This is a genomic window from Meiothermus ruber DSM 1279, from assembly GCF_000024425.1.
In the GTDB taxonomy this organism is placed as follows: domain Bacteria; phylum Deinococcota; class Deinococci; order Deinococcales; family Thermaceae; genus Meiothermus; species Meiothermus ruber.
Genome location: NC_013946.1, coordinates 1,055,402 through 1,073,150, shown reverse-complemented (window position 1 = coordinate 1,073,150; position 17,749 = coordinate 1,055,402). Strand labels below are relative to the sequence as shown.

Below are 17,749 nucleotides of genomic sequence, written 5' to 3'. Positions count from 1 at the left end.
CACCCTACGCAAAACCCCTTCCTCATGCCAAAATGGGCCTGTCTTGATGGCCCTTGCTTACCAAAGGGTATCCTTTACCGGGAGGTTGCATGCAGAAAATCACCCTACCCCATCGCTTTTCGGCCAGCGGTTCGCGTTTTCGCGAAGCCTGTATTGAGACCGGTTGGCTATGCTTCAAGAATGGCAGCGTCTCCGTTCGTATTCACCTTCCGCAGGTCACACGACTCGAGCGCTCCTACCAGATGCGCGACTGGCTGTTGGCGGTGGCGTTTGTGGGACTCTTTGTGGGCCTGGTTAGCCTGGGACTGCGCTCGTTGGGCTGGCTTAACATCCCCCAGCTCCTAAAAATTAGCCCCGTGCTGCTGGAGTATGGCGCGCTGGCCCTGGCAGCGCTGGCCTTCGTGAGCTACTGGCTCTTCCCCATCCGGGTGCTGTACCTCTACGACGGCAACGCCACCCCGCTTTTGGTGGTGGGGAGCAAAAAGGCCATCGGGGATCTGGAAAACACCCTTTGGGGCTTCCTCGAGGCCCATCATCAGCCGCAAACCTGAGGTCATCCGCATGGCAAACCCGGCCGGTGGCCTTTTTATTTTCGCTTAGTTTACAAGGTTTGTAATCTTTGATAATCTAACCTTCACTGGTCGTCAAAAAGCCGGCCAGCGGGGAGGATAGATGTCGCTACTGCGCAAGGGTTCACCATCCAGGCCTGCTGCTTCAACCCCGTCCCAACAGGCCACCCGGCCCCAGTACGCACTGCTTGGGCTGGGGCTGCTGGGAGCGGGGTGGCTATACGTGCAACTGCCCCCAGCCCAGGGCCTTTTGCTGCTGCTGGGGGTGGGGTTGGGCTTTAGCCTATTTCACGCGCGGTTTGGCTTTAGCTCGGCCTTCCGCCAGCTCCTGAGCGTGGGGCAGGGACGGGCTTTGCAGGCCCATATGCTGCTGCTGGGCGTAACCGCGACCCTTTTTGCCCTTCTGTTTGCCCTGGGGCAGGGACTGGGCGGCCAGCCCCTGAGCGGCTACCTGGCCCCCATCGGGCCCGGCCTGCTGCTGGGAGCCTTTTTGTTTGGGGTGGGAATGCAGCTGGCCGGGGGGTGCGCCTCGGGTACGCTGTATGCCACAGGCAGCGGCAGCCTGCTGGGCCTGGTGGCCTTGGTGAGCTTTATGGGAGGCTCGGTGCTGGGGGCCTGGAACCTCGATTTCTGGACAACCGGGCCGGGAGCCACAGGCACCCTGCCACCCATCTCGCTGGCCGAACACCTGGGCCTGTGGGGGGCCCTGGCCGTCACGCTGGCCTTGGTGGGGGGGCTGGCCCTGCTGGCGGAGTGGATCATTCGCAAGCGCCAGCCTCCACCGCTTTCCCAGCCTCGAGGCTCCCAGGGCTGGGCCCGGGTGCTGCGCGGCACCTGGCCGCTGTGGGTGGCGGCGCTGGTGCTGGCCGTGCTCAACGCAGCGGTGCTCTATGTGAGCGGGCGCCCCTGGGGGGTCACCTACGGCCTGACCCTGTGGGGCTCACAGGCCGTGGAGGCCCTGGGCCTGGCCCAGCCAGCCTTCTGGGGCTTCTGGAACGGCGAGTCGCCCCTGGAACGCTCCCCCCTGGGCCACCCCACCGCCCTGACCAACCTGGGCATCCTGCTGGGCGCGCTGCTCAGCGCCGCTGCTGCCGGGGTATTCGGCAAAAACCCCCGCTTGGGCTGGAAAGCCCTGCTGGCAGCCGTGCTGGGCGGGCTCTTGATGGGCTACGGGGCCCGGCTGGCCTACGGCTGCAACATCGGGGCCTACATCGGGGGGGTGGCCTCCTTCAGCCTGCACGGCTGGGTCTGGCTGGTCATGGCTTTGCTGGGCACCGGTGCCGGGCTGCGGCTACGCCCCTGGTTTGGGCTATCCAACCCCAGGCCCACCGACTCGGTCTGCTAGGAGCCTTTACGGGCGTACCCCAAACGTCTTCATACGCATTTCGGCGGTATCGTTCACTCTGGCAAGCCTAAACGATACTGCCGAAATGCTTTTCTGCTACCTTGGGTCGGCTTGAATCCTTCACCCCTGACTGCGCAGGGCGGTGAAGTTCAGGTGGAGCCGGTATCAAAGCTCCAGCCACGCATGATTTGGCAACACCATACAGCCCCCTACAGCCCAAACCAGGTGAAAGGATAGTAGCTCACCAGCTCATCGCGAAAAGGCTCCACCAGCCGCACGTTGGCCGCCGGGGCCTCGGGCTTGAACAGATCTACCCGCGGGTTGAAGTCCCTCGAGCTTATCTGGCGCAGAATCTCCTGCGGGTTGAGGTTGGGCACCCCATAGCCCAGCGCAGCGTAGACCTGCGCCCGCACCCAGGCGTACTCCTCCGCAGAAAAGCCCTGCTGGTTGAGGGCCTGCACCTGGATGCCCTTGGCGTCCAGTACCAGCGAGCTCGAGTCGCGGAAAAGATCAAGCGCGGTGCGGTAGTCCAGCACAAGCTGTCCCACCTGCTGGCTGGCTAGCTGATTAAGCCGGGCTTCGATGCGCTGGTAGCGCTCCCCCAGTTGTTGTTTGACATAGCGCTGCACCTGCAAAAAGCGCTGGAGCTGTTCGGGGCTGAGCTGACCGTTGGCTGGAGGGGTGTAGGCGGTCTGTCGCTCTACGTTCCTGTCCAGCGCGATGATCTGTCGAAAATCGTTGACCAGTGTCTGGGCCGGACGGATCAGAAAAGCGTAGGCCGCCCAGCCGGCCAGGGCCAGGAACAGCAAAAAACCGGTAAGGGCCAGTATCAACCACCTTGCCATAAGGGCAGGATGGCATACAGTAAAACCTAAAACTGCGGCTTTTGACGCAATTAGGGCTGGCGTGGATTTTAGCCACCGGGCGGGCTTCCTCGCTCATGGGCGTCGCTGGCAAAAAACGGGGTTTCTCACAGAACCCTTATTGCAGCCAAGAATCGTTATGAGGTATAAAATGCAGGAATTTTGAAAGCAGTAAGCCCGGCCCAAATCTATGAACCCGACCCTCCAGGCCCTCGAGGCTCAGCTCAATCAGACCCAGGCCATACCAGAGAAACTGCGCCTGCTCGATGAACTATACCAGTTTCTACGGCTAAACGACCTACAACGGGCCGGGCAGGTCGTCGAGGAGATGCTGATTTTGTCCAATGCAGGCAGCCATTCAGTAGGGCGGGGCCTGACCCTCAAAAACCTGGGCGATTTTCACTACCGCCAGGGCAACCTGCCAGCAGCCCAGGGCTGCCTCGAGGAAGCCCTCGCGGTTTTGCACCAGGCCCGCGAGGTTAAGGGCGAAATCGAGGCCCTCAGCGCGCTGGGTCAACTCCACTTCTTACAAAGCAATTTTCCCAAGGCCCTCGAGTACTACCTCGAGGCGCTCGAGCTGAGCCGTGCATACGAGCACAAAGCGCTGGAAGCCAACGCCCTGAGCGGCGTGGGCTCGGTGCAGTACACCCTGGGCAACCACCAGGAGGCCACCAAGTACTTCCTGCGCAGCCTGGCCCTCAAGCGCGAGCTGGGCGACCGCCTGAGCGAGGCTGAAACCCTGAACAGCCTGGGCCTGGTCTACCTCGAGATCGGCGATTTCTCGGGGGCGGCGCAGCTCTACCGCGAAAGCCTCGCCCTCATGCAGGCCCAGGGCGATCGCCAGGGCCAGGCCAGGGTGCTTTCCAACCTGGGCACGGTGTTCCAGCGCTTAGGCCGCCTGCAGGAGGCGCTGGACTACCACCAGCAGGCCCTGGCCCTGGCCGACCAACTGGGCAGCCCCCAGGTGCGGGCTGCCTGCCTGGAAAACCTGGGCCGCGCCCACGCCGCCCTGGGCCATCTGGAAACCGCGCTGGGTCTGTTTCAGGCCTCCCAGGGTCTCTACCAGGAGTCGGGCAACCGCCTGGGCGCCCTGAGCGCGCTGCTGCAGGTAGGTTCTCTGCTGAGCCGGATGGGGCAGTCTACCGCCGCCATCCAGTTACTGCAGCAAGGCCTCGAGCAGGCCGCCCTTCTGGGGCCGCAAAAGCTGTTGCTCGAGTACCACCAGGCCATCGCCGATGTCTTCGAGGCCCAGCAAAAGCTGGAACTGGCGCTGTATCACCTGCGACGGGGCCTCGAGATCGAACGCAGGCTGCACAAAGAACAGCAGGCGCAAAAAACCACCGCCTTGCTGGCGGGGTTCCAGGTGGAAAAAGCCCGCCAGGAAGCGGAGATTGAACGCCTGCGCAACACCGAGCTGGCCCGCGCCAACCGGGAGCTGGCCCTGGCCATCGAACGCTTGAAGGAAGCCAACGCCGAAAAATCGCGCCTGCTGGACAAGCTGCGCCAGCAGTCCGCCGAGCTGGAGCGGCTGGCCCGTCAGGATCCCCTGACCCGGCTCAACAACCGCCGCTACCTGGAAGAGAACCTCGAGCGTGAGTTTGCCGCAGCCAAACGCTACAAGTTTCCTATAAGCGTGGCCCTGGTTGATATAGACCACTTCAAGCAGATCAACGATACCTTTTCTCATCAGGTTGGCGACGATGTGCTGCGCATCGTCGGGCAGATTCTCGAGGCGAGCTGCCGCGGCGTGGACTTTGCGGCCCGCTACGGCGGCGAGGAGTTCGCCCTGGTCTTTCCTCAGACCGACCTGCCCGGGGCCCTGATCGCCTGTGAACGGATACGGCAGCGCATCGAACAGCACAACTGGGCCGCGCTACACCCCGACCTCAAGGTCACCGTGAGCATCGGCGTGAGCAGCGACCCCAGCCTCCCCAACCACGAAAAGCTCCTGGCCGCCGCAGACGAGCAGCTCTACGCCGCAAAGCGGGCCGGGCGCAACCGGGTATGCCCTGCAGCGTAGCCACCTGGGGGGCTCGCACTGTGTGCTGGGCTGCATCCCCTGCTTTATGCTGTGGGTATGCGTCTACACCCCGAAGTCTCCCAAGCCCTGCAAACCCACCGCGCCGTCGTGGCCCTGGAGTCCACCGTCATTACCCACGGCCTGCCCCGCCCTCTGAACCTGGAGCTGGCCCGCAAGCTCGAGGCGACCGTACGAGAAGCCGGCGCAATCCCGGCCACCATCGCCATCCTGAAAGGCCAGGTGGTGGTGGGTCTGACCGCCGAGGAGCTCGAGGCCATCGCAAACGACGAGAGCGCCGACAAGGCTAGTTTATGGAACCTGGGCGCGCTGGTGGCCCAGGGCAAAAGCGCAGGCACCACGGTGGCTTCCACCACTTTCCTGGCCCACAGGGCCGGCATCCAGGTCTTTGCAACCGGCGGCATTGGCGGCGTGCACCCCCATCCCTACGACGAGTCGGCGGACTTGCTCGAGCTCTCCCGCACCCCCATTGTGGTGGTATCGGCCGGCCCCAAGAGCATCCTCGACCTTGCGGCCACCCTGGAACGCCTGGAGTCGCTGGGGGTGGCCCTGCTGGGCTATAAAACCAACCACCTGCCGGCCTTTCACAGCCCCTCGAGCCCCTATCCCCTACCCGCCCGGGTGGAGTCGCCCCTGGAAGCCGCCCGGGCCTACAAGGCCGCTCGAGCGCTGGGGTTGCCGGGGGCCAGCCTGGTGCTCAACCCCATCTCAAAGGGGCTGGACTTCGCCCAGGTACAGCGCTGGGTGGAACAGGCCACCCAGGAAGCCGCCCGGCTGGGCATCGGCGGCAAAGCCCTCACGCCGTTCTTGCTCCGGCGCATCTCCGAGCTGAGCGGGGGCCAGACCGACGAGGCCAATTTGCGCCTACTGGAAGAAAACGCCCGTCTGGCCGCCCAAATTGCGCTTGCGCTCACCCAGGAGTAGCGCCCAGGCCCGGGCGTTACTTATGTGCAGCCAGAGTTTAAGGCTTAGAATGAGGCGAAATGTGCGAGCTGGGTAAGCGGCTAAAAGAAGCCCGTGAAGCCAAAGGGCTGGATCTGGCCCAGGCAGCCGAGGTGCTCAAGGTGCGGCGGGTTATTCTGGAAGCCCTGGAAGACTGTCGTTTCGATGAGCTACCCGAACCCCCTTTGGCTCGAGGCTATCTCAAGCGCTACGCCCAACTGCTGGGTCTAGATGCGGCCCCTTTGTTGGCCCTTTACCCGATGAGTACAGCCCAGCCTGCAGCGCTGGAGAGCGCTTCCAGCCCTAAGGCGCCCACCGCCCCAAACCCTGGCTGGCTCTGGGTGGTGCCCCTGGTCATCCTGTTGCTGCTGCTGGGCTGGTGGGGCTACCGCAGCCTGTACCGCCCTGGAACCTCCACCCCCACCCCACCGGCCCCTGTCGCGCCATCCCCTCCACAGCAAATCAGCTTGCGCATCGCCACACAGCCCACCGGTGCACGGGTATACCTCGATGGCTTCTTGCTTGGACAAGCCCCCCTCGAGGCCCGTGTGGAGGCCGGCGAGCGCACCCTTCGCATCGAAGCGCCCGGCTACCAGAAGTACGAACAGGTAATCACCCTGCAAACCGATCGCAGCCTGAGCTTCACCCTGACACCTGCTCCTCCCGCGTCCAGCCCCTCGCCCTCCCCCAATCCCACCACTTCTGCGCCCGCCACGGGCCTGACGCTACGGTTTGAGGGCACCAGCTGGATCCGCGTTACCGATGGGCGCACAGGCCGGCAGCTCTACGAGGGCACCGTAGCCGCCGGTACTCAGCTCAGCTACCCCCTGCCGGTGGTGGTGCGGGTCGGCAACGCCGGGGTGGTGCGGGCCATCGTCAACGGCCAAGACCGGGGCCGCATGGGCAATGCGGGGCAGGTGGTCACCCAGCGCTTTGGACAGTAGCTCGAGCTCCAGCGCAAAGCTGTGTGATCCATACCCAAACCCCACAAACCTGCTATACTCGGGACTGTTGTCGCGCCATCGGGCGCACAGGAGAGGAAATGGCAGGCAAGGTCGGGTTTGTCAGTCTGGGCTGTCCTAAGGCCCTGGTGGATTCGGAGCAGATTCTCTCGCGCCTGCGGGCCCAGGGATACGAAACCTCGCCCACCTACCAGGAGGCCGATGTGGTGGTAGTCAACACCTGCGGCTTCATCACCCCGGCGGTAGAGGAGTCGCTTACCGCCATCGGCGAGGCCCTGTCGGAGAACGGCAAGGTGATTGTAACCGGCTGCCTGGGGGCCCGGCCCGAGGTCATCCAGCAGGCCCACCCGCAGGTGCTCGAGGTCACCGGCCCCGGCGAGGTAGACCGGGTCTTGGCTGCCGTACAGCGGGTGGTTCCCCTGGAGCAGAATCCCTTTACGGCCCTGGTTCCCCCGCAGGTCAAGCTGACCCCCCGCCACTACGCCTACCTGAAGATTGCGGAAGGCTGCAACCACAAGTGCAGCTTCTGCATCATCCCCAAGCTGCGCGGCCTGCAACAAAGCCGCGACGCCGCCGAGATTCTCTTCGAGGCCACCCGGCTGGTGGGCACCGGCACCAAGGAGTTGCTGGTAATCGCCCAGGACACCTCGGCCTATGGGGTGGATATCCGCCACCGCACCTCCGACTATGCAGGCAAGCAGGTACGGGCCCACCTGGTGGATCTGGTCAACGAGCTGGCCGGGCTGGGGGCCTGGCTGCGGCTGCACTACGTCTACCCCTACCCCCACGTGCGCGACCTCATCCCCCTGATGGCCGAGGGCAAGCTGCTGCCCTACCTGGATGTGCCGCTCCAGCACGCCAGCCCCAGGGTTCTGCGGGCCATGCGCCGCCCCGGGGGGGCTGAAAGCCACCTCAAAACCATCCAGGAATGGCGCGCCATCGCCCCCGACCTGGCGATTCGCTCGAGCTTTATCGTGGGCTTCCCCGGCGAAACCGAGGAAGACTTTGAGCTGCTACTGGACTTTATCGCCGAGGCCCGGCTCGACCGGGTGGGCTGCTTCACCTACTCCGAGGTGGAAGGGGCCGACGCCAACAGCCTGCCGGGGGCTGTCCCGCAGGAGGTCAAAGAGGAGCGCCGGGCCCGCCTGATGGCCCTGCAGCAGCAGATTAGCCTGGAAAAGAACCAGGCCCGGCTGGGACAGACCCTCGAGGTCATCGTGGACGACTACGGCGAGCTGCCCGGCCTGGTGGTGGGCCGCTCCAGGTACGACGCCCCAGGCATCGACGGACTGGTCTACGCCGAGACCGACGGCACGGTCAAAATTGGCGACATCATCCAGGTTCGGATTACCCAGGCCGAGGCCTACGACCTGCACGGCGAGATGGTGGGCCGGGTGGCCTGGAAACCGGCGGTTCCGGTGATTAAAAACGTAGCTACGGAAACAATTCAGGTGTAAGCTAGTGCCTGTTTGGGTTATGAAGTCTTATCAAGTCGGCCTGGGCTTGGACTTTCTACAAGATCAGAGGTACTGGTCCACCCCCTGGGCGGGGAATGCGCACCTCCCACGCCCTGGGCAGGGGGGTATATCCAAGGTTCGCCCTACACCCCAACGGAGCCAGCTATGTACATCGTAATTGCCGGCGGCGGCGAGATCGGCTCACAGATTGCTAAAGCCCTGCACACCCAGCACGACCTGGTGGTGGTGGACACCAACCCCGAGGCCAAGGAGCGCCTGGGGGGGTTGGACGTGCAGGTGGTGATTGGGAGCGTCACCGACCCCGAGATTCTGCGGGAAGCCAAGGTAGATCTGTGCGACACCTTTATCGCCACCACCAACTGGGACGAGGTCAACCTGATTGCCTGCATGCTGGCCAAGGGCCTGGGGGCCAAGGAAACCCTGTGTTTTGTGGGAAAGCAGTCCTATGTGGATATCCTGACCGACCCGCGCACGGTGGAAATTCTGGGCACCCGCATCGACCAGGTCTTCTGGCCCCAACGCTCGCTGGCCAAAGAAATTGTAGAGGTCATCCGAATCCCTGGGGCGGTGGACACCGAGGTGCTGGCCGGTGGCCGGTTGCGCTTTGTGGAGTACCAGGTGCGGGAGGGCGGCCCCTACATCGGCAAGCAGCTCGCCCTGCTGGACTGGCCTCCGGGCAGCCTGCTGGCCGGTATTTTGCGCGAGGGCCGTTTTATCGCGGCCACCGACCCCGAGTTTGCCCAGCTCGCCCTCGAGGCCGAGGATCGCATCTTCTTCATGACCACCCCCCAGGGCTTCGACGCCATCCAGGCCTGCTTCGCTCCGCGCGAACGGGTGCGCCGGGTGATGGTGGTGGGGGGCGGCAATGTGGGGTACATGGTCACCAAAGAACTGCTCAAGCACCGCCTCGAGGTCACCGTTATTGACCACAACCCCGACCGCTGCGCCTGGCTGGCCGAACACCTGCCGGGGGCGCTGGTGCTCGAGGGCGACGGCACCGACCTGGAGCTGCTGGAGTCCGAAGGCCTCGACCATGTGGACGTGATGGTAGCGGTCACCGAAAACGACGAGAAAAACCTGCTGGTCTCACTCCTGGCCAAGCAGGTTGGGGTAGCCAAGGTGATCACCCGGGTTAACCGGGGCGAGAACCGCCGCCTCTTCGAGCACGTGGGCATTGACATCCCCCTCACCCCCCGCGCCGCGGCGGTGCGCGAGGTGGTGGACTGGATCGCCCCCGACAACGTAGACCATCTGGCGCTGATCGAAGACCAGGTCGAGCTGCTGGAATTCGAGCTGCCAGCCGACTTCCGCGAAACACCCTTCGATAAGCTCCAGCTCCCCCAGGGGGCCATTGCGGTGGCCCTCGAGCGCGGTACCCGGGTCTACCTGCGCTCCCCCATGCTGGCCGTTACCGGTGGCGATAAACTCCTGGTTCTTACCGACCGGCAGGTAGCCAATGAAGTCCTGGCCCAGGTTCGCTAAAGCGCGCGCAGCCAACCCCATCCCGGTCGCCACCTATATGACCGGCACCGTCTACGTCGCGCTGGGGGGCGTGATGGGCCTCCTGGGGCTGGTGGACGCGCTCCTGGGTGAGGACGCCCGAGGATTTTTTGTGGGGGCTGGCCTGGGGCTGTCACTGGGGATGCTCCTGCGCCGGCTGGGCAGCCCCCAGGCCGAGCCCCGCCGGGCCGAGGCCCTGCTGACGGTGGCCGGGCTCTGGATCATGGTGCCCCTGCTGGGGGCCATCCCCTTCTGGATCTCGGGGGGCCTTAGCTACCTGGATGCGCTGTTCGAGGCCACCTCGGGCTTCAGCACCACCGGGGCCACCATCCTGGCCGACTTCAACCAGTTCAGCTACGGGCTTTTTTTCTGGCGGAGCCTCAGCCAGTGGTTTGGCGGCATGGGGATTCTGCTGCTGTTTATCGTGGTGCTACCCCACCTGGCCCTGGCCGGGCGGCAGATGTTTTTTGCCGAGACCACCGGCGTACAAAAACAGCAGCTCACCCCCAAACTCCACCAAACCGCCAGCTACATTCTGCGGGTCTATCTGCTGCTGACCTTCGTCACCCTAGCCGCCTATCTGGTTACCGGCGTGCCTTTGTTCGAAGCCATCACCAACACCTTCTCGAGCGTCTCTGCCGGCGGCTTCAGCCCCAACCCCCAGAGTTTTGCAAGCTACACCCCGCTCACCCAGTGGATCGCGGCCGGAGTGATGTTCCTGACTGGGGTGAACCTGCTCTTGCAGTACCGGGCCATTTTTGGCCGCGAGTACACCGCCCTCCTGCGCGACCCCGAATTCCGGGCCTACGCCCTGATCGTCCTGGTGGTGGGCCTGCTGATGGCAACCGTGCTCTACGCGCGCCACGACTACGACCTCGAGCCAGCCCTGCGCCACGCCTTTTTCCAGACCACCTCCATCATCACCGGCACCGGCTTTGCCTCCGCCGACTTTGCCCAGTGGGTCATCCCGGCCCAAACCCTGCTGGTCATGCTGATGTTCATCGGGGGTAGCGCCGGCAGCGTGGGGGGCAGCATCAAAGTCATCCGTTGGCTGATTATAGGGGCCCTGGTGCGGCGGGAGCTGCAGCGGGCCCTGCACCCCCAGGCGGTACTGCCCTTGCGGGTAGGCAACAAGAACATCGGCGAGGACGTAATGCGCTCGGTGGCGGCTTTCATCACCCTGTACGTGAGCCTGTTTGCCCTGGGGGTGCTGGTGATGGGGATACTGGAGGAAGACTTCGTGGTGGCTTTTTCGGCTTCAGCCGCGGCCATTGGGAATGTGGGGCCGGGGCTGGGCGCGGTGGGGCCCATGGCCCACTACGGCGACCTGCACCCCATCTCCAAAGCCGTGATGATCTTCCAGATGTGGGCTGGGCGCATCGAGCTTATTGCAGTATTTTCGCTATTTACGCCTGAGCTTTGGCGCCGGCTCAGGGCCTGAGGAACCAACCCCATGAAAAGAAAAACAAAACCCTGGCTGATAACCAACCTGCGCTTTGCCTACTACTTCCTGGGCGTGGTCTACCTGGCCCTGGGCGCGGTCATGCTGGGGCTCGAGGTGCTCTCGCTGGCGCTGGGCGAGTCGCCCTGGGGGTTTCTTCTGGGCACCGCGGTGGGGCTTTCGCTGGGCTGGTGGTTCCGTAGCCTGGGCGACCCCAGGCACGAACCGGGACGCGCCGAGGCTCTGCTCTCCATCGCCCTGATCTGGCTGCTGGTGCCCCTGCTGGGCGCAATTCCCTTCTGGGTGGCGGGCGGCATGAACTACCTCGATGCAGTGTTCGAGGCCATGTCCGGGTTCACCACCACCGGCGCGACGGTGCTGGCCAACTTTGAGCAGTTCGGCTACAGCCTGTTTTTCTGGCGCAGCCTGATGCAGTGGTTCGGGGGCGTGGGGATTCTGGTGCTGGTGGTGGCGTTGCTGGCCCATCTGGCCGTGGCGGGCCGTCAGCTTTTCATCACCGAGAGCACCGGCATCCAGAAAGAACCCTTTACCCCCCGTTTGCGCACCGCCGCGCTGAGCATTCTCAAGGTGTATACCAGCCTCACCCTGGCGGCTGCTCTATGCTACTGGATCGCCGGGGTGCCGGCCTTTGAGGCCATCTGCAACGCTCTCACCACCCTGCCCGCCGCCGGGTTTAGTCCCAACCCGCGCAGCTTCGAGACCTACAGCCCACTGGCCCAGTGGTTCGGTACCTTGTTCATGTTCTTGGGGGGCGCGGGGTTCGTGTTGCAGTACCGGCTTTTCTTCACCCGCGACCCCCGCCCGCTCCTGAGGGATGTGGAGTTGCGGGTCTATACCCTTATTGTTCTGGTGTTTAGCACAGCACTGGCCGCCTTTCTGATAACCCACCACGCCCAGGACATGAACTATACCTGGAGCGACGCCATCCGCCATGCCTTCTTTAACGTCACCTCCATCATCACCACCACCGGCTACGCCAGCGCCGACTTTGCGCTGTGGGCTCCGGCAGCCCAGGCCATTCTGGTGGCGGCCATGTTCGTGGGGGGTTGTGCAGGCTCGGGGGCGGGTGGCATCAAGGTGATTCGCTGGCTGGTGGTGGGGGCAATTGTGCGACGGGAACTGATCCGCTCACTGCACCCCCAGGCGGTCATGACCCTGCGCCTGGGCAACAAAAGCCTGGGAGAGGACGTAATGCGCTCGGTGGCCGCTTTCATCACCCTCTACGCGGCTTTGGTAGCGGCGGGCGCGGTGCTTATCTCCCTGCTCGAAAACGACTTTGTGGTGGGTTTTACCGCCAGCGCCCAGGCGGTGGGCAACATCGGGCCGGGGCTGGGCGAGGTGGGGCCCATGGGCAGCTACGCCGGCCTCGAGCCCCTCTCCAAGCTGATCCTGATTGTTCAGATGTGGGCGGGGCGCATCGAGCTGATTCCGGTCTTCTTGCTGCTGACCCCAGAGCTGTGGCGGAAGCTTAAAGGCTAAAGCCCCGCAAGGCGGTAAACTGGGGGTATGCCCAAACCCCTTGTGATCCCCGAGTCTTTTCGCCTCGACCACACCAAAGTCCGGGCTCCGTATGTGCGGCTGGCCGGGGTGAAGGAAACCCCCAAAGGCGACCTGATCGAAAAGTACGACCTGCGCTTCGCCCAGCCCAACCAGGAGGCCCTCAGCACCGGGGCCATCCACACCCTCGAGCACCTCCTGGCCACCTATATCCGCAGCCACCTGGAAGGGGTGGTGGATATCTCACCCATGGGCTGCCGTACCGGCTTTTACCTGGTGGTGCTGGGCCAGCCGGGGCCCCAAAAGGTGCTGGAGGCTTTTAGGGCTACACTACAGGACGTGGTCAACCACACCGAGCCGGTGCCAGGGGTGAGCGAGCTCGAGTGCGGCAACTACCGCGACCACGACCCCCAAAGCGCCAAGGCCTGGGCCGAACGGCTGCTGCATAGCAACCTCCATGTGCAGGAAACCATCGAGATCGCCCAGGAGGCCTAACAAGAGCGCCTACGGCGCCAAGACCCCCTGGTTGCGGGGCTGCACGGTCGAGCTCAGCGAGGTGCCGGGCCCACCCACGGCAATGGTTCGCCCCTGGACGGTGCGGCTAAGCTGCAGGGTTACCTTTATCTGACGAATGGCTGGCGGCCCCGCGGCCACATCCACCACAGTGAAAAGAGAGCCACCGGGCGTCAGATAATCGGCCACCAAAGCCGTCGTCGCCCCACCCATGGTACTCAAGGCCCCCGCCGTGGGGGAGGTGCTACCCGATACCACCGCCGAGGGTTCTAGAAAAGCCGTGTACTGCATCAGCACCCAGCCCCCCGCGTTGGCCGGTTCGGCTGGTAAGCGGGCCAGGATGTCGTTGGCCGTATTGGCCACATAGGCCGCCCGGTGGAGGGGATAGTAAGCAAAAAAACGGTAGCAGCCGTCGGTCTGATCGGGCCTGGCAGGGCTGCAGGCAGAACCTACCCGCAAGGGGGGCAGCACCGCCGCCACGAAGTTGCTGCCCACAGTCCAGAGATTACTTCCCGAGCTCGGGTTGGTGCTTTGCCATGCTGCAGGTGCGTTAAGGGTAACAGCCTGCCCGCTGGGATATACAAACCAAGCCTCCTGGAGCCTTGAGACCAGCAATTGGTGGGCAATCTGACCATCCAGTAGCAGCTCATTACGACGATCCAGGTCGCTGGTGGTACGCAGTGTGGATACGAAAAACCCGGCAAACGCTGCCATCAAAACCCCCAGGATGGCCAGGGCCACCAGCAGTTCGACAAGGGTAATCCCAGGTTTACGCATAGGCTTCTCCTAGGGCCGGGGCAGTTCCAGGGTTAGATGGCTTAGCGCTCGCCCATTGTGCTGTATGGTCACCTGTATACGTTTGAGCGACTGGTTATAGCCTCCAGCCGGACAGATGCCCTCAGGAGGTACAACGTTGACCGGCTGTGGCGTATAGGTATTGGTCGCAGGGTTTACCGCCCCCACCGTAACGATGGCCCCATCTGGCAGGGCGATCTTGATACAGTTGGCATCGTAAGCCGCCCGGGCCGCTGAACCGTTGGTCCACTGAGCCCTAAGGGTTTCCATCACCTCTCGAGCCTGGGCGTTGGCGTTGATGCCCGATTGCGCGCTGCGGGTAGCTCCAAACATGGTCGCCACAGCCCCAGCCACAGCAGCCAGCAAAGCCCCCAACAAAACAATGGATATAAGCAACTCAACCAGGGTCACCCCGGTTGGGACGCACATTTGCTGCTTACCTACCGCTCTAATTGAAGACCACCACCTTCCCAACCAACCCCACCACACTCACAATGCTGCGGGGCATCGAGGTTGTCGTCGTGTCGCAGGGCGGATTCTGGCTGGCCAGCTTGAAGCAGAACGCAGCCCCTCCCCCCTCCAGCACCCCAAACGGCGCCCGGTAGGTTAGGGTGTTCGGCCCCCCAGCCGGCACAAAGGCCACTGTTCCAGCGGGCAGTCGCACCGTGCGACTAACCAGTGTGCCGTTGCGAACCTGGGTAATGGTAAACACGCTGCCGTCCACTTCCAACCTCACCACCACGTTGCTGTTGTAGCGCTGGGCTTCGCTGCGGGCCTGCAGCAGCGCTGTGGCCACTGAGGCCGCTGCTTCGCGCACCAGCGCCCGTTGGCGCGCCCCGTTGAGATTAACCGAGGCAATGGCCAGCAAAACACCCAGAATAGCCATCACCACCAGTATCTCAACCAGCGTGAGGCCCGATCTTCTGGGCAGGATGGGCTCGAGACGCCTGATCTGCATAACCTACTGACCAATTAAGCGCCAAAAGCCTTGGCTACCTGCCGAGCCCGCATTGCCTTGCAAAACCGTGTTAACCGTTGTGTTGAGGGTGGCATTGCTCACCTCCGGGAAGCTGGGCGGTCGGTAGGCCGGATCAAGCAGCCGCCGGTCGTAGGTGTGGTTGGAACGATACCCGCGGAAGACCCCACCCACCGTTCCACAGTTAATGGCTCCCAAGCGATTCTGGATCACACCCCCAAACACCCGAAAACTACCGCCATCCCGCAAATCAGCGGCATTGGCACAAGCATCGAAGGCGGAATTATGCCCCCGCACCTCCCCATTCTGGGCCATGACCACGCCGTCTACCAGCAAGTTGCGGTTGCTGTTGCTGGTAATAGATAGATAGCCTTGAGGATCAAGCCGCACGTCCTGACCCGCATACAAACCCAGGAGGTTGCGCGGCCACTGGCCAGGGTCAGCCGGCAGGGGATCGGGGATAGGGCTCTGGTAGCGCAGGTTTGACTGAATCAGGATGTGGTTTCTTGCAGCAATGGATAGCTGCTGGTAGCTGGCCACAGCCCGGATGTTGCTGGCCTCGCTGGCGTTATTAACATCGCTTACGCTACGCACGGCCAGGTTACCACTGCTGTAAATCACACCGTTGAAGCGTCCCCCCGGGGGCGGCCCCTGGATGGGAGGAATGGCCGACCTGGGCACCGCACTGTTGCTCAAGATAAGGCCGCCGCTGGGAAGGGTCTGAACACCTGCGCTGTTATCGGCTATCTTGCTAACCTGGCCCTGCTCATCCACCTCGTAGACCACAGTAATGGTCTGGCGTAGGGTGGGCCTGGGGTTCTGGATGATATTAGGGTCGTTCGGGTTGTTGGTCCAGTAGGTGCGGTAGCGCGGCGTTCCACCACGGGAGCAGGTGATGGTGATGGTGAAGCTCTGGGCGTGGGCCATGGAGCCCAAGTTGAAAAGGTAGTCGGCCAGTTTTTGCAGCTCAGGCAGCCATACCCCGCCGCCGCCGCCGCCGCCACCGCCACCGCCGCCGCCGCCACCGCCGCCGCCGCCACCACCGCCGCCGCCACCACCACCGGGAGGAGGGGGCGTGTAGCATTCTTGTTGCACCGCCAGGGCGTATCCAGTGACGTAGGTAGCCGTCACACTGATGCGCTGACGGCCATTTTCTACGTACACGCGAACGGTTGGCGTTCCCACATAGCGGCCGGTGTTGTTTTGCAGCACGCTGGCACTCGGCTGGGGAACCGTCGCCGGGTTGATCACCACCGTACCACCTGAAACATTTCTCCAGCCGCTAGAAGCCTGGTTGCTGGTTGAGGCCGTGAACAGACTGCTGTCGATAAAGAACCCAGCGGTATCGGTAGGGTTGCTTACCACAATCCGTCCGTTGGCATCGCGAAGCAGGTTGCCGTTATCGTCTCTGCTGGTGGTAGGGGTGCCACCGGCCGCGTTCTGCTCAAAGCGTGCAATGGCATCGCGGCCCGGCATAGGAATTGGGTTACGTTGCCAGTTCACATCGTACAGCCAGGTGCTGGCCGGGGCATCGTCAGCACAGACCACCTGCCCCCCGTTTTCGTCGCGGCACAAAAAGTTCCCCGCAGGGTTCCGCAGGCGGGCAAAACTGGGATTAATCCCAGCCAGCCCGGTGGCTGAGTCGTTTTCCGGGACGGTTGCAAACGTGCTGGTGGTGTTCCCGTCCCCCAGGTAGTAGCCTTTACCGGCCAGGCGTTGGGCTTCGGTACAGCTCTCGGCGCCCTGTTCACAACCCGCGCTGCCAAACTGCCCGCCAAAGTTGAAGGTAGCCGCGGGTACGCGCTGCTCAAAGGCCCAACGACCATTGGTAAAAGCAGGGCCATTCACGGTAAAGCCATCGCGCAGCACCACCCGGCTACCATTGGAACGCACGGTGTTGTTTACGAAAAAAGCGAAGTAGGAGAAGCTGGGGTTCTGGATGGTGACGCTGGTAACCCCCAGGCTGCCGGCCGTGGACACACCTCGAGCCACCCGGCGTTCGGCCAGCACTGTGGTCCCCTGCACGACACGGCCCGTAGCGATAATGGCATTGTTGGGATCACCAAACACCAGCACTGGCGCGCTATTTTGGATGAGAATACGGCGCGGCGTAAAATCGACCTGCACCACGTAACGGTCTTCCAGGCCATCTGACGAACCCAGCACACCCTCCGAGCCCCCCATGCCCAGGGCCAGGCGGCCCCAGTACTCTGCTGGGTTGCTCACCTGGCCGTTGTAAACAGTGTTGTCGAATAGCAAGGGATTGATGAGGATGGCCAGGCGCTCGTTGCCGACCTCAGCCGGGGAAAGGGTGGGGTCTATGGGTAAAGCCTCGCACAAGGTGCCGGTCTGCATGGTATTTAGGGTGTTCTCGAAAGCGCTCAAGGAGGGCCCAGCGGTGCTGTTGCCATAGCAGAAGCGATACAGCGCTTGCACATAAGCCGCGCGCACAGCCGCCGCGTTGCCCCCGGACAGATCTACCCTGATTCCTTTCAGGTAATTAAGGGCCATCTGGTAGCTCTGTAGCCCCCTAAGCAACCCAGACTCGGCGGCAAACTGTGCGCGGTTAGCCAGCCCCTGGTTGGTTGCCACTTGGCGGTTGCTCACGGTCAGGCTGGTGGTAATGGAAAGCAGCGAAATAACCATAATCAGAGCCACCAAGACTGTGATGACAAGTGCATTCCCAGCGGGTCTCAGCCCTATTGGTTTAATACGACCTATCTTCATAGTCCTCTCCGTTTATGCGTCTTAAGTACAGATTGGCATAAGTCACCCCAATTAAGCACCCCCCGGATAGGGGCCTCGTGTT

The 17,749-nt window shown here is 63.2% G+C and carries 15 protein-coding genes; 10 read left to right on the top strand and 5 right to left on the bottom strand.

Annotation, left to right across the window (positions count from 1 at the left end; translation table 11 throughout):
- Positions 1-89: 89 nt before the first annotated feature.
- The gene (locus MRUB_RS05410) at positions 90-551 is read left to right on the top strand and encodes a hypothetical protein (protein WP_013013352.1); all 462 of its coding nucleotides are present in this window, start codon (positions 90-92) and stop codon (positions 549-551) included.
- 121 nt (positions 552-672) lie between these two features.
- On the top strand, positions 673-1,914 hold the full coding sequence (locus MRUB_RS05405) for a YeeE/YedE family protein (RefSeq protein ID WP_013013351.1): 1,242 nt from the start codon (positions 673-675) through the stop codon (positions 1,912-1,914).
- A 209-nt stretch (positions 1,915-2,123) separates the two neighbouring features.
- Here MRUB_RS05405 and MRUB_RS05400 read toward each other — a convergent pair whose 3' ends face one another.
- Positions 2,124-2,759 (bottom strand): hypothetical protein, encoded by a 636-nt coding sequence (locus tag MRUB_RS05400; protein WP_013013350.1) that lies wholly within the window; start codon positions 2,757-2,759, stop codon positions 2,124-2,126.
- 208 nt (positions 2,760-2,967) lie between these two features.
- Here MRUB_RS05400 and MRUB_RS16195 point away from each other — a divergent pair, with 208 nt between their 5' ends.
- The 8 genes from MRUB_RS16195 (at position 2,968) to MRUB_RS05360 (ending at position 13,151) form a co-directional block, all read left to right on the top strand.
- Complete coding sequence (locus MRUB_RS16195) at positions 2,968-4,797, top strand: diguanylate cyclase (protein WP_013013349.1); 1,830 nt, start codon at positions 2,968-2,970, stop codon at positions 4,795-4,797.
- A gap of 57 nt (positions 4,798-4,854) precedes the next feature.
- Complete coding sequence (locus MRUB_RS05390) at positions 4,855-5,739, top strand: pseudouridine-5'-phosphate glycosidase (protein ID WP_013013348.1); 885 nt, start codon at positions 4,855-4,857, stop codon at positions 5,737-5,739.
- A 59-nt stretch (positions 5,740-5,798) separates the two neighbouring features.
- Positions 5,799-6,701, top strand: coding sequence for a RodZ domain-containing protein (locus tag MRUB_RS05385; RefSeq protein WP_013013347.1), 903 nt, complete (start codon positions 5,799-5,801; stop codon positions 6,699-6,701).
- Positions 6,702-6,799: 98 nt separating this feature from the next.
- Entirely contained in the window at positions 6,800-8,176 is a 1,377-nt protein-coding gene (gene rimO, locus MRUB_RS05380) for a 30S ribosomal protein S12 methylthiotransferase RimO (protein ID WP_013013346.1), read from the top strand.
- Positions 8,177-8,341: 165 nt separating this feature from the next.
- A complete protein-coding gene (gene trkA, locus MRUB_RS05375; RefSeq protein WP_013013345.1) occupies positions 8,342-9,679 on the top strand; it encodes a Trk system potassium transporter TrkA in 1,338 nt (445 codons plus the stop codon).
- Positions 9,654-11,138, top strand: coding sequence for a TrkH family potassium uptake protein (locus tag MRUB_RS05370; RefSeq protein WP_013013344.1), 1,485 nt, complete (start codon positions 9,654-9,656; stop codon positions 11,136-11,138). Before trkA ends, MRUB_RS05370 begins: the two co-directional genes overlap by 26 nt.
- 12 nt (positions 11,139-11,150) lie before the next feature.
- A complete protein-coding gene (locus tag MRUB_RS05365; protein ID WP_013013343.1) occupies positions 11,151-12,638 on the top strand; it encodes a TrkH family potassium uptake protein in 1,488 nt (495 codons plus the stop codon).
- A gap of 27 nt (positions 12,639-12,665) precedes the next feature.
- The gene (locus MRUB_RS05360) at positions 12,666-13,151 is read left to right on the top strand and encodes an S-ribosylhomocysteine lyase (RefSeq protein WP_013013342.1); all 486 of its coding nucleotides are present in this window, start codon (positions 12,666-12,668) and stop codon (positions 13,149-13,151) included.
- 9 nt (positions 13,152-13,160) lie between these two features.
- Here the strand turns inward: MRUB_RS05360 and MRUB_RS05355 are convergent, their stop codons facing one another.
- The 4 genes from MRUB_RS05355 to MRUB_RS05340 are packed head-to-tail and all read right to left on the bottom strand — an operon-like array spanning position 13,161 to position 17,586.
- The gene (locus MRUB_RS05355; RefSeq protein WP_013013341.1) at positions 13,161-13,946 is read right to left on the bottom strand and encodes a PilW family protein; all 786 of its coding nucleotides are present in this window, start codon (positions 13,944-13,946) and stop codon (positions 13,161-13,163) included.
- Between the two features lie 9 nt (positions 13,947-13,955).
- A complete protein-coding gene (locus tag MRUB_RS05350) occupies positions 13,956-14,393 on the bottom strand; it encodes a prepilin-type N-terminal cleavage/methylation domain-containing protein (protein ID WP_013013340.1) in 438 nt (145 codons plus the stop codon).
- A gap of 19 nt (positions 14,394-14,412) precedes the next feature.
- Positions 14,413-14,922 carry a pilus assembly FimT family protein gene (locus tag MRUB_RS05345; RefSeq protein ID WP_013013339.1) on the bottom strand — a complete coding sequence of 170 codons (510 nt, stop codon included), beginning with the start codon at positions 14,920-14,922 and terminating at the stop codon, positions 14,413-14,415.
- A 3-nt stretch (positions 14,923-14,925) separates the two neighbouring features.
- Positions 14,926-17,586, bottom strand: coding sequence for a hypothetical protein (locus MRUB_RS05340; RefSeq protein WP_152024878.1), 2,661 nt, complete (start codon positions 17,584-17,586; stop codon positions 14,926-14,928).
- Positions 17,587-17,749: the final 163 nt, after the last annotated feature.

Excerpts from the sequence above, each read along its gene's own strand:
- MRUB_RS05410 (WP_013013352.1), top strand. The coding sequence starts at position 90 with ATGCAGAAAATCACCCTACCCCATCGCTTTTCGGCCAGCGGTTCGCGT.
- MRUB_RS05405 (WP_013013351.1), top strand. The coding sequence starts at position 673 with ATGTCGCTACTGCGCAAGGGTTCACCATCCAGGCCTGCTGCTTCAACC.
- MRUB_RS05400 (WP_013013350.1), bottom strand. The coding sequence starts at position 2,759 with ATGGCAAGGTGGTTGATACTGGCCCTTACCGGTTTTTTGCTGTTCCTG.
- MRUB_RS16195 (WP_013013349.1), top strand. The coding sequence starts at position 2,968 with ATGAACCCGACCCTCCAGGCCCTCGAGGCTCAGCTCAATCAGACCCAG.
- MRUB_RS05390 (WP_013013348.1), top strand. The coding sequence starts at position 4,855 with ATGCGTCTACACCCCGAAGTCTCCCAAGCCCTGCAAACCCACCGCGCC.
- MRUB_RS05385 (WP_013013347.1), top strand. The coding sequence starts at position 5,799 with ATGTGCGAGCTGGGTAAGCGGCTAAAAGAAGCCCGTGAAGCCAAAGGG.
- rimO (WP_013013346.1), top strand. The coding sequence starts at position 6,800 with ATGGCAGGCAAGGTCGGGTTTGTCAGTCTGGGCTGTCCTAAGGCCCTG.
- trkA (WP_013013345.1), top strand. The coding sequence starts at position 8,342 with ATGTACATCGTAATTGCCGGCGGCGGCGAGATCGGCTCACAGATTGCT.
- MRUB_RS05370 (WP_013013344.1), top strand. The coding sequence starts at position 9,654 with ATGAAGTCCTGGCCCAGGTTCGCTAAAGCGCGCGCAGCCAACCCCATC.
- MRUB_RS05365 (WP_013013343.1), top strand. The coding sequence starts at position 11,151 with ATGAAAAGAAAAACAAAACCCTGGCTGATAACCAACCTGCGCTTTGCC.
- MRUB_RS05360 (WP_013013342.1), top strand. The coding sequence starts at position 12,666 with ATGCCCAAACCCCTTGTGATCCCCGAGTCTTTTCGCCTCGACCACACC.
- MRUB_RS05355 (WP_013013341.1), bottom strand. The coding sequence starts at position 13,946 with ATGCGTAAACCTGGGATTACCCTTGTCGAACTGCTGGTGGCCCTGGCC.
- MRUB_RS05350 (WP_013013340.1), bottom strand. The coding sequence starts at position 14,393 with ATGTGCGTCCCAACCGGGGTGACCCTGGTTGAGTTGCTTATATCCATT.
- MRUB_RS05345 (WP_013013339.1), bottom strand. The coding sequence starts at position 14,922 with ATGCAGATCAGGCGTCTCGAGCCCATCCTGCCCAGAAGATCGGGCCTC.
- MRUB_RS05340 (WP_152024878.1), bottom strand. The coding sequence starts at position 17,586 with ATGGTTATTTCGCTGCTTTCCATTACCACCAGCCTGACCGTGAGCAAC.